Raw genomic sequence first — 14,485 nt, 5'->3', positions numbered from 1 at the left:
AGTTCACGAGGAAAGTGAACTTTTTCTTGACGTCCTACTTTTTCAACACTTTGAATAGGGGAACATTTCCCCTATTGTTTGTTCATATACTAATTCCTTGTTTGATCAATAATATGTTTCCTACATTATAAAGTCATACGTACGTTCTCCTAATGAAATCATACTGTTAAACACCTAATCGGATCCATATACTTGAAATTATTTTACATAAGTGTTAATATGATTGGTGAGTTACATTTATTTTCATAAGGAGGAGTGTTCTATGAGAAACGTCGTTCTCACTTTTCTTTCCCTTTTTGCTTTGTTTTTTACTTTTTCTCCATCGAATGCTTTAGCCTACGATAGTATAAGTGAACAGGAGAAAAATAAAATTGTTCAAGAAGCTTTAAAGATCATCGAAAAAAGGTACACCTCCCTTCTCCCTCAAAATAGTGAAGAAAATGTAGAAATTCAAATAAAAAATACTAAGTCGCAACTCAGATTAGAGAATATTATAAAAAGAGACCAAGATTATATAAATAAATTAGGTGCATCGTACAAGAAAATAGAAATTTTGAACGTAGACGACATACAAATAAATCAGGTAAATGAAACAATTAAGTTAAGTTTGAAAGTGGAGGTAGCTAAATACTACCAGTACAAAAACAAAAAGCAGATGGAAGAACATCCATGGCTTGAAACAAGAACACATGAGTTTATTTTCACGTCCAGCGAAAACAAAAGAAGCAAGTTATATGCATTAGTTGATTACAAATTTGAAGATGAAATGGATTACACTAGTGAACAGGCATCAAATAGCAACTTACCTCCAATTGAAGAAATGAATAGACAACAAGTTATTGAAGCAACGAATGACATAAGCATAATGTCCACACAACACTTGTACAATCGATCAGGAGCTAGATCATATGCATACAATTGGTATAACAAAAACAACCCTGACTTTAGAGTTTTCTCAAACAATTGTACAAACTTTATTTCACAAGCAATTAACCGCGGTGGTGGAGTAAATATGGATTGGTGGGGCGATTTGCGGTGGTGGTATCAAGGTAACCAAAACACTACAAGTTGGTCTGTTGCTCATGATTATGTTTATTATGCAAGAAGAAACAATGATGCAGGTGGGCTTGGTGCTTATTATATAAGTAACGTAAAAGACTTAAAAATTGGAAGCCTCGTTGGATACGATTTGAACAATGATGGCTATTTTGATCATCTTTCCATCGTAGTAAACTATGATAGCAATGGCGAACCGTTAACTGCCCAACATACACCAAGCGACTATAATCGTCCATGGAAATCAGTTAATCCGTCAGCAAAACATTATTTTATTCAAACAAATGATTACTGGTATTCGAATTAAACAAATTTAAAGCGGGGAAAAAACATTGAAAAAATATATGTTGTTGTTCACGTTGTTAGCTTTCTTTATAATAGGATGTAGTCATAAAGACATCCCAATGTACGATGGGTTTCCCATTCCTGAAGGGGCAAAAGTCATAAAAATAGATAGCGATAAAGGCAAGGTGCATCCTGTTTTTATCAGTCAAGCTTTCTTCCAGTTAGAAGAGCCTATGTCTGACTTTACACCGTCCCATCCTTTCTATCAAACTATTGTAAATGAAGGATGGAAAGATGAAGAAGCAATAAAAAAATTAGGCGAATATCGCCATATATTCAGTAAAGATAATCGACTGATCGAAGTAGGTGTTTACAACGACAAGATGACCCTTACAGAATATAACCCTGAAATTTTTTGGGGAAAAAATTAAATGATTCTCCAGTGCATGTTGCTCTGGGGATTTTTTTGTGCATAATGAATAACAAATATCTTTAAAAGAAGGTCAACGAATGATGTATGACATTATCGGCGATATTCACGGCTGTTTTCACGAATTCATGTTATTAACAAAAAAGCTTGGCTACGTTTGGGAACACGATATACCGATTCATCCGAACGGTCGGAAGCTTGCATTCGTCGGTGATTTAGCCGATCGCGGTCCGCAGTCGTTACGAGTCATTGATACAGTCGTTTCACTCGTTAAACAGCACGGGGCGGTGTACGTCCCGGGCAATCATTGCGACAAATTGTATCGTTTTTTTCTCGGACGAAATGTGCAAGTGACACATGGGCTTGAAACGACAGTTGCTGAATGGGAACGAGCTGATGACAAAACGAAAGCACGCATTCGCACACAGTTTATGAAACTGTACGAAAACGCGCCGCTTTATGCCGTTTTAGACGGTGGAAAATTGATCGTTGCCCACGCCGGCATTCGCTCCGATTACATTGGGCAATTCCATCAAAAAGTGAAAACGTTCGTTTTATACGGCGATATTACAGGAGAAAAGCATCCAGACGGCTCGCCCGTTCGGCGCGATTGGGCAAAACATTACCGAGGCGATGCGCTTATCGTATACGGGCATACGCCCGTCAAAGAACCGCGCTGGCTAAACAACACAGTCAACATCGACACCGGCTGCGTATTCGGCGGACAACTCACAGCCCTTCGTTATCCAGAAATGGAGACCGTTTCTGTTCCATCAACGATGCCGTATGTCGCAGAAAAATTTCGCCCGTTTGACTAAAGCAAACGGGCGAAATCATGAGGAAGCGGGGCATGAAACGTCATCGTTTTTTCAAAAAACGGATGAAAAAACGTTAATTCACAACTATGCAACGCTTGGCGGTCGATCTGTTCACGCGAGCCTCCGTACAAATCATCACCAACGAGCGGATGACCGATATATGAAAAGTGGACGCGAATTTGATGCGTACGCCCCGTTTCTAATTGAATCGACACGTGCGTCATCTCGTTTTTTTGTTGCAATACTTCATAATGCGTCACCGCCCGCTGACCGTCTGACCGCACTTCCCGCTCAATGATGCTGTCGCCTTTTCGTCCAATCGGCGCATCAATCGTCCCAACGAGCGGGGTGACATACCCATGACAAACCGCTTCGTAGCGCCGTTTCACTTTTCCTTGTTTTTGTTGTTCGCTTAATATATGATGCACATAGCGATGTTTTGCGACAAGCACAAGCCCAGATGTGTCGCGGTCAAGCCTTGTCACGACATGCACCGTCGTTTGTAAGTTTTGCTTTTCGTAATGATACAATAATGCATTCGCCAGCGTCCCTTGCGGATGTTCACGCGACGGAATGGTCGCCATATGCGGCGGCTTATGAATAACGATCACGTAATCATCTTCATACACAATCGAAAGCGGAATCGGCTGAGCGACCATATGTGCACTTTTTTGTTCTGGGGGAAACGACACGCGCACTTCATCGCCTGCTTTTAACACGTAACGAACGGTCACAGGCATATCGTTAACTTCTATTCGTCCCCCTTGAAATTTAATATCCGTTAACGCCGTTTTTGAAATATGTTGTTGTTTTAAAAATTCACGAACGAGCATCCCATCTTGTTGTGGGGTGACGATCCAACGAAGTTGAAACATACGAATCCCCTTCTACTGAATAAATGATTCGCGCACGCGCTTCCAAAACGGAAACGGACGGAAGCGGGCGAAACGAATTTTTTCATCGGCGACGCGGCATTGAATCGACTTCACATCTTTATGCAATAACGATAAATGGTCAACCGTAATTTGAAAATCGACGTCATTGACCGGCTTTAACATACACGTATGATGCGCTGGCAAAATAAGCGGCGATCCAATTGTACGAAACACACGATTGTTAATCGATGCCATTTCTGCCACTTGAATTGCTTCAAGCGACGGATGTAAAATGGCGCCTCCAAGCGCTTTATTGTATGCCGTGCTTCCCGACGGCGTTGAAATGCATAACCCATCCCCACGAAACGTTTCAAACAATTCTCCACGAATTTCAACATCCATCACAAGCGTGCCACTCACGCTTTTTACTGTACATTCATTGAGCGCTAAATATTTTGCCTCGCGTCCGCCGCTCACATATCGAATCGTTACCTCAAGAAGCGGGTATTCGACGACTTGATATGGCGTTTTCGCAATGGCGATGACAAGCTTTTCAATTTCATTAGGCACCCAATCGGCATAAAAGCCTAAATGCCCCGTATGTACTCCGACAAATGCTGTTTGCTCCAGCCGACTTCGATAACGATGAAACGCATATAATAACGTCCCATCCCCTCCGACCGAAATGACAATATCCGGTTCATCTTCATCATACGTTAAGGAAAAATCGGTTAAATATGTACGAATTTTATACATACATTCGTTTGATATCGCATCCCCTTTTGATGTGACCGCAAATTTCACTCATTTTCACCCCTCGTTATCTTTTACTTCTTGCTTGCGCGAAAACGCTGCTTGTGCCTCTTGAATTTCAAAACGAATTTTCGACATTTCTTCATCTAATAAATACGCGGCTTCCGCTGCTCGCTGCAATCGCTGTCGAATATCTTCAGGAAACTTACCGCTATACTTATAGTTTAACGAATGTTCAATCGTCGCCCAAAAATTCATCGCCAACGTTCGAATTTGAATTTCAACTAAAATGTTTTTTTCGCCATAAATCATTTGTACCGGGTAACGAATGACGACATGATACGAACGATAACCGCTCTCTTTTTTTTGCGTAATATAATCTCGTTCTTCGACAATTGTAAAATCATTTCGCTTGCGCAACAGTTCTACAACCGTTTGAATGTCATCGACAAACTGACACATCATGCGCAATCCCGCAATATCTTGCATTTGTTGTTCGAGTTGATCGAGCGGAATATTTTTCTTTTGTGCCTTATCTAAAATGCTCGCAATCGGCTTCACTCTTCCTGTCACAAATTCAATCGGAGAATGAATGCCTTGCATTTCAAATTGAGCGCGCATCCCTTTGAGCTTGACTTTCAACTCTTCGACCGCCTGTTTGTACGGCGCTAAAAAAAATTCCCAATGTCTCTCCACAAAACCACCTACTTATGCAAAAAATGCCGTTACCGCCTGTTCCATTTCTTCGCCGTAATTTGCATTTCCTTCAATATTGTCAATTAAGTACGCCGCTTCTTCATGAATGCCTTCTAATTCGATCGTTGCATCACTTCCGACAAGAAACATCGGCTCGCTCGTACGAAGCGCTTCTTTCATCGCTCCCCATACTTCTTTTGGCATGACGACATAAACGAACGCATCACTCGCTTCTAATATGTATACAAACGCACACGCATCAGAATCAACAAGCATATGCCGTTTTGGCTTTAAACCTTGAAGCGACGTGTCGCATATCATATGCCATCCATTTTCTTTTTTCTCTGCTGTATGCACATATATTTTCATCTTCCTTCCTCCGTCCATCTATGATGTCCACCTTTATTTTACCACATTTCGCCTAGCGATGTTCACTAGTTGCACTTTTTCGCATACATGTTGATAATAAAAAGTAGAACGACGCAAGGAGAAGAAAAGATGAGGCACGAACTTGAAATTGAATTTAAAAATATGTTAACGGCTGAAGAATTTACTCGGTTCACACATGCGTTTGCGGTGCGTGATGAGGAATGGAACGTGCAACAAAATTATTATTTTGACACCCCAGACTTTCAATTAAAACGACAAAAAAGCGCATTACGCATTCGTTTGAAAAACGGCACATATACATTAACATTAAAGCAACCATATGAAAACGGACTGTTAGAGACGCACGAGCCGTTAACAAACGAAACAGCGACAGCACTTATTTCGGGCACAAAGTCACTTGAAGGCGACATCGCAAACATATTGCAGTCGCTTCATATTGACCCGACAACGATCGTTTGCTTTGGAGCGCTAACGACTCGCCGCGTCGAACGACCGTATCAAAACGGCACGCTCGTATTGGACTATAGCGAATATATGAACGTTGCTGACTATGAAATCGAATACGAAGCGAGCGATCGAACCGAAGGCGAAAAGGCGTTCACATCTCTATTACAGTCGTTTCATATTCCGAAGCGACAAACGAAAAATAAAATTGAACGATTTTACGAAGCGAAATACGAAACGGAGCGATCGTCATGAACGTGCAACAAATCAAATTGCTTTTAGAACTACAAGCGCTGCAACATTTACAAGGAAAAAAAGAAGGAGCGACAACCTCGTTTCACGATCTTTTTCGCGAGTTAGTCACAGCTGAAGCGAATGAAGAAACTGACATGCGTCCGTCGCTTCCAATAATGACAAGCGAAGAAACGAACGTACCAACATATAAAACAAATGAAACGAACGCACCTTTTCAAAAACATGCAATTCATCAATGGATTGATGAAGCCGCTACCAAATATGATGTCGATCCGAAGCTGATTTATGCGGTCATTCGTCATGAGTCTAATTTTAATCCACAAGCGAAAAGTCGCGTCGGCGCGATGGGGCTTATGCAGTTAATGCCGAGCACGGCGCACATGTTAGGGGTAAAAGACGCCTTCGATCCACGGCAAAACATTGAAGGTGGAACGAAATATTTACGTCAACTTCTCGACCGGTATGACGGCAATATCGCACTGGCGCTTGCCGCATATAACGCAGGGCCAGGCAATGTCGAAAAACATGGAGGCATTCCACCGTTTCGCGAAACAATGAACTATGTAAAAAAAGTGATGCAAACGTACTATTCCACAAGTCACATCGTTTGAGATGAGACAAAGTCATTGTTACAATATTGATATATTTTCGGCAAAGGAGTTTTTCATATGTTTCCATCCCCTTATGAAGCGATTGGAGGCGAACAAGTTGTCGCCAAGCTTGTCGATGCATTTTATGAACGGGTAGCGAAACATCCCGACTTGTCGCCTATTTTCCCAAAAGATTTAACAGAGACGGCGCGAAAACAAAAACAATTTTTAACGCAATATTTAGGCGGACCACCGCTTTATACAGCTGAACACGGACATCCGATGTTGCGTGCGCGCCATTTGCCTTTTCCGATTACGCCAACGCGCGCAAAAGCATGGCTTGCCTGTATGCATGAGGCGATGGATGAAATCGGACTAAAAGGGCCTGTTCGTGATGAGTTATATCAACGGCTCATTTTAACTGCTCAACATATGATTAATACACCAGAGGACGAGCGAAAGGAGCATGAAGGTGAATGTTAACCAAGAAGGAACGACAAAACAACTAGAAATTTATTTATTTGTCGATCCTCTCTGCCCAGACTGCTGGGCGCTTGAGCCTGTTTTAAAAAAGTTATGGATCGAATATGGACAATATTTTACGTTACGTCACGTCTTGACCGGCCAACTCGATCGACTTAATGGCGTAAATTACAAACGAATTGATCGACATGCATCGCGCATCGGCATTGCTTGCGAAGACCGATTGTTTCTTGAGACACCGCTACCGATTCCGTATGTTGCATCGCTCGCTGTGAAAGCAGCGGAATTGCAAGGGCGACAAGCAAGCATTCGCTTTTTACGTCAACTACAAGAAATTGTATTTATTCAAGGCAAAACGATTACAGAGACAAACACGCTCATTCAATGCGCCATCGCCGCCGGTTTAGATGTGCAAGAATTTATAAATGACTTATCTTCACCAAGCGCGGTCAAAGCGCTTCAATGCGATTTAAAAATTCGCGCGGAAATGGACGTTCGTGAAGTTCCAACGCTCGTCTTTTTCAACGAAAATATTGAAGATGAAGGCATTAAAATTTCAGGCTGTTATCCGTACGACGTGTATGTCGACTTAATTTATGAAATGCTTGGGTTTCATCCTCAACCATCTCCGCTTCCACCAATTGAACAGTTTTTACATCACGCTCAATTCGTTACAACCGATGATATTGCGATGGTGTACAACATCCCGCACAGCAAAGCTGAATGTGAATTAAAAAAATTGCGTCTAAAACAAAAAGTGGAGAAAATCGGCTCATTTTGGCGCTGGATCGGATAAAGAAAAAGGACTCGGGGGATGCCGAGTCCTTTTTCTTTGTCATAAAGACAACAAAGGGGATGGGAGAAATTTTTCACGGTCAAACAAAGGGGTATAAGTTTGTTTGATTGTGATTCACTTCACGTTTATATATTAACAAATCCCTTCATGTCTTGACAAGTATTTTGTTTACTTGTTCACACATTTGTCATAATTATTTTCTCCCTTGCTTACTATGAATAAATAAAGGGGGGGTTCGATGTTTGTCGCACATATCATTTGGATCATTGTCGCACTCATCATTCACTTTTTCGCATTAATGCGCTTATTTCCGTTATTTATATCGATTCCGTTTTTATTTCTTTCTTTCTTTTCCTTTTTCACTTATTTGAACAACCGCCATCGCTTTCGCGGATTTCATTGAAAAAAGGCGACGCACAGTCGCCTTTTACAATAGTTGCTCGAGTTGTTGTAATTTTTGTTCAAACACTTGACACGCTTGTTCAATTGGCTCTGGAGATGTCATGTCAACACCTGCTTTTTTCAACACTTCAATCGGATAATCGGAGCTTCCTGCTTTTAAAAACTCAATGTAACGCTCAACCGCTGGTGTACCTTCTTCTAAAATTTGTTTGCTTAATGCGGTCGCTGCGCTAAATCCTGTCGCATATTGATATACATAATAGTTGTAATAAAAATGCGGAATGCGCGCCCATTCTAAACCGATTTCTTCATCGATGACAATGCCATCGCCGAAATATGTTTTGTTTAGCTCATAATATTTTTCCGTCAATACTTGCGCTGTAAGCGCCTCGCCGTTTTGCACCATCTCATGAATCATATGTTCAAACTCCGCAAACATCGTTTGACGAAATACTGTGCCACGGAATGTTTCTAAATAATGGTTTAATAAATATAACCGCTTTTTCTCATCATCAATCGTTTTTAGTAAATAATCGTTCAGTAATGCTTCGTTGCACGTTGATGCGACTTCAGCAACGAAAATCGAGTAGTTTCCGTACGGATATGGTTGATATTTTCGCGTATAGTAACTATGCACGGAATGACCAAACTCATGCGCAAGCGTAAATAAGTTGTTCACATTATCTTGCCAGTTCATTAAAATGTACGGATTCGTTCCATACGAACCAGACGAATACGCTCCGCTCCGTTTGCCGCGCGTTTCTTGCACATCGACCCAACGATGATCAAACCCTTCCTTGACGATCGCAATATATTCATCACCTAGTGGCGTAAGCCCTTTTAACAATATGTCTTTCGCTTCTTCATACGTCACTTTCATATCGGCTTGTTTCACAAGCGGCGTATATAAATCGTACATATGTAGCTCATCTAATCCAAGCACCCGCTTGCGCAATTGAACGTAACGATGCAAAAGCGGCAAATAACGATGAATCGTTTCAATTAAATTGTCGTACACCGCTTCAGGAATTTGATTTTTGCTTAATGCCGCCTCACGCGCCGAACGATAATTGCGAACGCGCGCAAAAAAGTTGTTGCGCTTCACCGCTCCACTTAACGTGCTTGCAAACGTGTTTTCATATTGGCGATATGTATCGTATACCGCTTTAAACGCATCATGCCGCACGCGACGATCTTCGCTTTCAAGAAAACGAATGTAACGACCGTGCGTCACTTCCACTTCTTCCCCGTTCTCATCTTGAATCGTCGGAAAACGTAAATCGGCGTTATTTAGCGCCCCAAACGTATTGCTTGATGCGTTCATCACATCCGCCGCTTGCGCAAGTAACGCTTCTTCTTTTTCCGATAACACGTGCGGACGTTGACGATTCATTTCATCTAGTTCATGCTCATACAGTCGAAGCGGTTCGTGTTGTTGTAAAAACGTGCGCACGACCGATTCATCGAGCGCTAAAATTTCGGGAACGATAAACGCCATCGCATTGCCTGCTTCAGCATACAATCCTTCCGCTCTCGACTCAAATCCTTGATACAGCGAGTTTGTCGTATCTTCATCATGGCGCATATGCGCATACGCATATAATTTTCCTAGTCGCAGCAACACATGGTCACGATATTGCAACGCTTCGTATAACGTTTCTGCGCTTTCCCCTAATCTTCCTTTATACTCCGAAAATTTCGGAAGAAGTGCGTGAATGGCCTGAAATTCCTCTTCCCATTGTTCATCAGTCGAAAAAATATCTTCAAGACGCCACGTATACTCTACCGGAACGTCTTTACGTGTCGGCAATGTTTTTGCCATGTTCATCACCCCTTACATAAAAATGTTTACTTATATATTATTCTCGTTTTGTGAAAAAATCCTCTTTTTTGCTTACGATTCGTCGCAACACTTGCTCATCTCCTTCAATCGCCTCTGCGATCGTGCGTGGAAGCGACCATGACCGAATGCGCTGAAACGTACTTTTTCCGACTTTTTTCAACAATCGAAGCGACACGAGCGCATGTAAATAATCCATGAACGCATACGAATAATGGCTTTTTGTCATAAGTGGCAATCGGCGAATATGAACGAGGTTTTGACGAATGAAATGTTGCATTCGCTCATATAATTGATGAAACGAAAACGTCATATGAGATGGAATACGCATGATCTCAAGCAACATATACGTTTGCCAAATAAACGGAGGCGTCTCAAACCAATACGAATGGCGAAGCGGAATGCCGGCTTCATGCGGAAATAACGATGGGGTCATATGCTCATTATAAACGATGCGACAAAAGGAGCGATTCGTTCGATAATACAACGGAGACAGCCGCCATTGTTTCTTTTTCATTTGCCATGCATGAAACAAGTGATTGTGTTGTCGTTGAGGCGTCTGTTGGAAAGAAGAAAGTGACATCGTATAGAGCGGAATCGTCGTCCATTCTCCGTATGCCATCGTTGCGGATAGCGGGATGAGATGGTGAAGAAACAATACTTCGCGACGTTCGGGGCAATAAAGCGGAATCATCTCGTAACTATTGAAAAAAAGCCACGAAAATGAAGATAGTTGAAAAAACAAACCACGGTGCCGCACATGTGATGAATGAAGCAACCAAATCGGGACAATATGTGCGTTTATGTACGCGTTCGTTCGTTTCACGAATAAAGAGGTTGGAATGACAGAGCATTGATATTCGACTGCGTACATCTTTTTTTCATGCATAACAAATACATCCGGACGTTGACGAATATGCGGTAAATACTTTTCCACTTCCGCTTCGATATTGTCCTTGATGAGCCATTCATATAGCTGTTGTTTCCCTTGTAAATGAGCGATTGTTTCACGCTCTGTTTCGATCGTGCATTTCGTTTCGTGCGCAAAATGCGACATTCGTTTTTTTCCAATTTTCAATTGCACCCGCTTCAAACAAACAGGGCAAAAAAACGACTGCGTCGCCCGCAATACATGTAGCTGTTCAAGTGTCCAATCGTCTAATAACGAACATGTTTCTCCATTTTTCAATAATGCAACAAACATGCAACCTCCCCTTTCTCCACACATTTTTTCACCAAAATCGCCTTTTTTCCTGCAACAAATACAAAAAATAGGGGAACAACTAAATTTATTGAATTAGGCGTTTTTTATTTCCCTTCTTTCACATTTTGTCATACAATAGAAGTACAAGATGTGGAATGATGGGCGAACGCTCAGGGGTAAATTCCCTTCCTGAATGGATAATCGTAGAAGGGAGATGAAGAACATGGAAATCGAACGCATCAATGAATATACGTTGAAGCTATATATATCGTACGGAGATATTGAAGAACGTGGCTTTGATCGCGAAGAAATTTGGTACAATCGCGAACGAAGCGAAGAATTGTTTTGGGAAATGATGGACGAAATTCATCAAGAAGTGGAAATTTATTTAGAAGGACCGCTTTGGATTCAAGTGCACGCGCTTGAAAAAGGATTGGAAGTGTTCGTGACGAAAGCCCAAATTTCAAAAGACGGAAGCAGACTGGAGTTGCCTATTCTCGACGAACGATTCAAAGACTTACCGGTCGATGAAAAAATTGAACATATATTAGATCAACATTTTAACATTATTAAATCGTCGCCGTCGCCAGAACCTGATAATCCGCTCCAGTTCGTCATCCGCTTTAAAAACATTGAAGACGTTATCTCTCTTGCTCATCGTCGCGATTTTTCAACATTACACAACAAGTTGTTCGCATTTGAAAATAACTATTACTTGTACGTCGAGTTTACAGAAGAAGATACCGATCGCGACATTGATAATATGTTAAGCATATTACTTGAATACGGGCAAGATTCTCAAATGACGATCCATCGCCTTGAAGAATATGGGAAAATCGTCATCGCAGAACAAGCACTCACGATGATCGCGAAACACTTTCCAAACTCATAACGCCGATTTCAACCAGTTGAAATCGGCTTTTTTCTCGCAAGGTTAGGTGAACAACAAATGAGAAATGCGTTAAAAGTTGTACTGTTTATACTTGCTTTCATCGGCTTTTTAGCAGTGACAAAAGATTATTGGGAAGGCTGGCTGCTCGGAACGTTCAGCTTATTTGTCACATTGTCAGTTATTTTTATTTCGTTTGTCATCTTTTTAGAAAATCGCCATCCGACAAAAACGCTCACATGGCTCGTTTTATTCAGTAGCTTTCCGCTCATCGGCTTTATTTTTTATTTTTTACTCGGTCAAAACTATCGCAAAAAGCGATTATTTCGAAAAAAGGCGCTGCTCGATGAACAAACGTTTCGCAAACTAGAACGGAATGATACGAATCATGAACGAAAATTATATATGAAGCCGCATCAACAGCCGTTGTTACAACTAGCTAGACGAATGACGAAAGAATCGATTTCAACCGCGACAAAAACGCGCGTATTAACAAACGGGGAAGAAACGTTCGCCGCCATTTTTGCGGAATTAGAAAAAGCAGAGCATCACATTCATCTTGAATATTACATCGTGCGTGATGACGATATCGGGCAACGGCTAAAACAAATATTAATCGCTAAAGCAAAAAAAGGAGTGTACGTCCGCTTTTTATATGATGCAGTCGGAAGTTGGAAACTGTCGAAAACGTACATACAAGATATGCGTGAGGCGGGCGTAGACATTATCCCGTTTTCCCCTGTTCGCTTGCCGTTTTTAAACAATACGATCAACTTCCGCAACCATCGTAAAATTATCGTCATTGACGGAAAAGTCGGTTTCGTTGGTGGCTTAAATATTGGTGATGAATATTTAGGGAAAAATGAATATTTCGGCTTTTGGCGCGATACGCACTTACTCGTGTATGGCGAAGCGGTGCGCACGCTACAACTTATTTTTTTACAAGATTGGTATTACATGACCGGTCAACAATGGTTGACAATGAACTATTTACATGCGCCGACAGTTGAGGATGAAACGCTCGGGGGTGTTCAGCTTGTCGCTGGTGGACCAGATACGAAATGGGAAGTCATTAAACATTTATTTTTTGCGATGATTACATCAGCCCAACAATCGATTTGGATCGCCTCGCCGTATTTCATCCCGGATGAAGATATTTTAACGGCATTGAAAGTAGCAGCATTAAGCGGCATTGATGTACGGCTTCTCGTGCCGAAACGACCGGATAAAAAAATTGTGTTTTACGCTTCCCGCTCTTATTTTCCTGAACTACTCGAAGCAGGAGCGACCATTTACGAATACGAAAAAGGGTTTATGCACAGCAAAATTATCGTCGTAGATGGCGAACTGGCCTCAATTGGCACAGCGAATATGGATATGCGCAGCTTTCATTTAAATTTTGAAGTAAACGCGTTTTTATATCAAACACCGAGCGTACAAACGCTAGTCGATGACTTTTTAAACGACTTTCGGCATTCATCAAAAATCGATATTAACCAATTCAAACGCCGACCACTTTGGATACGCATCGCTGAATCGACAGCGCGCCTCCTTTCGCCACTACTATAAAAGGCTTAGCATTTACGCTAAGCCTTTGTTGTTGACGAGCTGTTGTGCTTGACGCAATTGATACGTTCGCACTTTTCTCGGTAAAAAGCGACGAATTTCATCTTCGTTGTAACCAACTTGCAGGCGCTTTTCGTCCATAATAATCGGACGGCGCAACAAACCTGGATGTTGGCAAATAATTTCATATAAATCTTGCAGCGGCAATGAATCCACTTGAATATTTAATTTTTGGAAAATTTTTGAACGAGTCGAAATAATTTCGTCCGTTCCGTTTTCCGTCATACGCAAAATGCTTTTAATTTCCTCAATCGTTAACGGCTCGGCAAAAATATTGCGCTCTTTATACGGAATGTTATGTTCTTCTAACCACGCTTTTGCTTTTCGGCAAGACGTGCAACTTGGCGATGAATACACGATCACCATATATAAATCACTCCCTTAAACATGGGTTGCTTTAATAGCTTCTGTATTAAAACACATCTTATTTTAAAATGACTTTAAAAAACTCTACAATGTACATTATACAACAAAAAAGTTTAGAAAGATACACCTTTTTTCAATTTTACCCAACTTATTATACGGTTGTCCGATGAAAATGGTTTCATTTTTCGTTGCTTTCGTTTCAAATTTTCTCTACAATAAAAGTAAACATGGGAAAGGTAGCGTCAAAAAATCTATGAAAAGTCATCACGGGCTACCTTTTGAAGGAA

Annotated in this window: 17 protein-coding genes; 10 read left to right on the top strand and 7 right to left on the bottom strand. The window is 41.3% G+C overall.

The window, feature by feature from the left end; genetic code table 11:
• Positions 1-262: 262 nt before the first annotated feature.
• The 3 genes from ACYQY7_RS12410 to prpE all read left to right on the top strand — a co-directional run bounded on the left by ACYQY7_RS12410 (position 263) and on the right by prpE (position 2,589).
• A complete protein-coding gene (locus tag ACYQY7_RS12410; protein ID WP_461202481.1) occupies positions 263-1,363 on the top strand; it encodes an amidase domain-containing protein in 1,101 nt (366 codons plus the stop codon).
• 25 nt (positions 1,364-1,388) lie between these two features.
• Entirely contained in the window at positions 1,389-1,772 is a 384-nt protein-coding gene (locus ACYQY7_RS12405) for a hypothetical protein (protein WP_461202480.1), read from the top strand.
• 79 nt (positions 1,773-1,851) lie between these two features.
• Complete coding sequence (gene prpE, locus ACYQY7_RS12400; protein ID WP_461202479.1) at positions 1,852-2,589, top strand: bis(5'-nucleosyl)-tetraphosphatase PrpE; 738 nt, start codon at positions 1,852-1,854, stop codon at positions 2,587-2,589.
• Here prpE and ACYQY7_RS12395 read toward each other — a convergent pair.
• The 4 genes from ACYQY7_RS12395 to ACYQY7_RS12380 are packed head-to-tail and all read right to left on the bottom strand — an operon-like array spanning position 2,586 to position 5,282.
• Positions 2,586-3,464, bottom strand: coding sequence for an RluA family pseudouridine synthase (locus ACYQY7_RS12395; protein WP_461202478.1), 879 nt, complete (start codon positions 3,462-3,464; stop codon positions 2,586-2,588). The genes prpE and ACYQY7_RS12395 overlap by 4 nt on opposite strands.
• A 12-nt stretch (positions 3,465-3,476) precedes the next feature.
• Positions 3,477-4,268, bottom strand: a complete 792-nt coding sequence (locus ACYQY7_RS12390) for an NAD kinase (protein ID WP_461202476.1) — start codon at positions 4,266-4,268, stop codon at positions 3,477-3,479.
• A gap of 6 nt (positions 4,269-4,274) precedes the next feature.
• Positions 4,275-4,913, bottom strand: a complete 639-nt coding sequence (locus ACYQY7_RS12385; protein ID WP_183249338.1) for a GTP pyrophosphokinase — start codon at positions 4,911-4,913, stop codon at positions 4,275-4,277.
• Positions 4,914-4,925: 12 nt separating this feature from the next.
• Complete coding sequence (locus ACYQY7_RS12380; protein WP_461202474.1) at positions 4,926-5,282, bottom strand: UPF0738 family protein; 357 nt, start codon at positions 5,280-5,282, stop codon at positions 4,926-4,928.
• A 129-nt stretch (positions 5,283-5,411) separates the two neighbouring features.
• On the opposite strand from ACYQY7_RS12380, the gene ACYQY7_RS12375 reads away from it, so the two are divergent.
• The 5 genes from ACYQY7_RS12375 (at position 5,412) to ACYQY7_RS12355 (ending at position 8,274) form a co-directional block, all read left to right on the top strand.
• Entirely contained in the window at positions 5,412-6,002 is a 591-nt protein-coding gene (locus ACYQY7_RS12375; protein ID WP_461202472.1) for a CYTH domain-containing protein, read from the top strand.
• A complete protein-coding gene (locus tag ACYQY7_RS12370; RefSeq protein ID WP_461202470.1) occupies positions 5,999-6,613 on the top strand; it encodes a lytic transglycosylase domain-containing protein in 615 nt (204 codons plus the stop codon). Before ACYQY7_RS12375 ends, ACYQY7_RS12370 begins: the two co-directional genes overlap by 4 nt.
• A 57-nt stretch (positions 6,614-6,670) precedes the next feature.
• The gene (locus ACYQY7_RS12365; protein WP_461202468.1) at positions 6,671-7,075 is read left to right on the top strand and encodes a globin domain-containing protein; all 405 of its coding nucleotides are present in this window, start codon (positions 6,671-6,673) and stop codon (positions 7,073-7,075) included.
• A complete protein-coding gene (locus ACYQY7_RS12360) occupies positions 7,059-7,871 on the top strand; it encodes a ClpXP adapter SpxH family protein (RefSeq protein ID WP_461202466.1) in 813 nt (270 codons plus the stop codon). Before ACYQY7_RS12365 ends, ACYQY7_RS12360 begins: the two co-directional genes overlap by 17 nt.
• A 238-nt stretch (positions 7,872-8,109) precedes the next feature.
• On the top strand, positions 8,110-8,274 hold the full coding sequence (locus tag ACYQY7_RS12355) for a hypothetical protein (RefSeq protein ID WP_032100740.1): 165 nt from the start codon (positions 8,110-8,112) through the stop codon (positions 8,272-8,274).
• Positions 8,275-8,298: 24 nt separating this feature from the next.
• On the opposite strand, the gene pepF is transcribed toward ACYQY7_RS12355, so the two are convergent.
• Together pepF and ACYQY7_RS12345 are read right to left on the bottom strand one after the other, a co-directional pair.
• Positions 8,299-10,095 carry an oligoendopeptidase F gene (gene pepF, locus ACYQY7_RS12350; RefSeq protein ID WP_461202464.1) on the bottom strand — a complete coding sequence of 599 codons (1,797 nt, stop codon included), beginning with the start codon at positions 10,093-10,095 and terminating at the stop codon, positions 8,299-8,301.
• A 37-nt stretch (positions 10,096-10,132) separates the two neighbouring features.
• Positions 10,133-11,317, bottom strand: coding sequence for a competence protein CoiA (locus ACYQY7_RS12345; RefSeq protein ID WP_461202462.1), 1,185 nt, complete (start codon positions 11,315-11,317; stop codon positions 10,133-10,135).
• A gap of 223 nt (positions 11,318-11,540) precedes the next feature.
• On the opposite strand from ACYQY7_RS12345, the gene mecA reads away from it, so the two are divergent.
• Positions 11,541-12,209, top strand: a complete 669-nt coding sequence (gene mecA, locus ACYQY7_RS12340; RefSeq protein WP_461202461.1) for an adaptor protein MecA — start codon at positions 11,541-11,543, stop codon at positions 12,207-12,209.
• 57 nt (positions 12,210-12,266) lie between these two features.
• On the top strand, positions 12,267-13,775 hold the full coding sequence (gene cls, locus ACYQY7_RS12335; protein ID WP_461202460.1) for a cardiolipin synthase: 1,509 nt from the start codon (positions 12,267-12,269) through the stop codon (positions 13,773-13,775).
• A 12-nt stretch (positions 13,776-13,787) separates the two neighbouring features.
• Here the strand turns inward: cls and spxA are convergent, their stop codons facing one another.
• The gene (gene spxA / locus ACYQY7_RS12330) at positions 13,788-14,198 is read right to left on the bottom strand and encodes a transcriptional regulator SpxA (RefSeq protein ID WP_032100744.1); all 411 of its coding nucleotides are present in this window, start codon (positions 14,196-14,198) and stop codon (positions 13,788-13,790) included.
• Positions 14,199-14,485 lie beyond the last annotated feature (287 nt).

This window comes from Anoxybacillus sp. TBDG-1, assembly GCF_054815885.1.
Note: the sequence above shows the minus strand (reverse complement) of the source record. Positions and strands in the feature narration are given on the sequence as shown.

Excerpts from the sequence above, each read along its gene's own strand:
- ACYQY7_RS12395 (WP_461202478.1), bottom strand. The coding sequence starts at position 3,464 with ATGTTTCAACTTCGTTGGATCGTCACCCCACAACAAGATGGGATGCTC.
- ACYQY7_RS12355 (WP_032100740.1), top strand. The coding sequence starts at position 8,110 with ATGTTTGTCGCACATATCATTTGGATCATTGTCGCACTCATCATTCAC.
- ACYQY7_RS12365 (WP_461202468.1), top strand. The coding sequence starts at position 6,671 with ATGTTTCCATCCCCTTATGAAGCGATTGGAGGCGAACAAGTTGTCGCC.
- cls (WP_461202460.1), top strand. The coding sequence starts at position 12,267 with ATGAGAAATGCGTTAAAAGTTGTACTGTTTATACTTGCTTTCATCGGC.
- ACYQY7_RS12360 (WP_461202466.1), top strand. The coding sequence starts at position 7,059 with ATGAAGGTGAATGTTAACCAAGAAGGAACGACAAAACAACTAGAAATT.
- ACYQY7_RS12410 (WP_461202481.1), top strand. The coding sequence starts at position 263 with ATGAGAAACGTCGTTCTCACTTTTCTTTCCCTTTTTGCTTTGTTTTTT.
- ACYQY7_RS12380 (WP_461202474.1), bottom strand. The coding sequence starts at position 5,282 with ATGAAAATATATGTGCATACAGCAGAGAAAAAAGAAAATGGATGGCAT.
- ACYQY7_RS12345 (WP_461202462.1), bottom strand. The coding sequence starts at position 11,317 with ATGTTTGTTGCATTATTGAAAAATGGAGAAACATGTTCGTTATTAGAC.
- ACYQY7_RS12370 (WP_461202470.1), top strand. The coding sequence starts at position 5,999 with ATGAACGTGCAACAAATCAAATTGCTTTTAGAACTACAAGCGCTGCAA.
- spxA (WP_032100744.1), bottom strand. The coding sequence starts at position 14,198 with ATGGTGATCGTGTATTCATCGCCAAGTTGCACGTCTTGCCGAAAAGCA.
- ACYQY7_RS12375 (WP_461202472.1), top strand. The coding sequence starts at position 5,412 with ATGAGGCACGAACTTGAAATTGAATTTAAAAATATGTTAACGGCTGAA.
- pepF (WP_461202464.1), bottom strand. The coding sequence starts at position 10,095 with ATGGCAAAAACATTGCCGACACGTAAAGACGTTCCGGTAGAGTATACG.
- mecA (WP_461202461.1), top strand. The coding sequence starts at position 11,541 with ATGGAAATCGAACGCATCAATGAATATACGTTGAAGCTATATATATCG.
- prpE (WP_461202479.1), top strand. The coding sequence starts at position 1,852 with ATGATGTATGACATTATCGGCGATATTCACGGCTGTTTTCACGAATTC.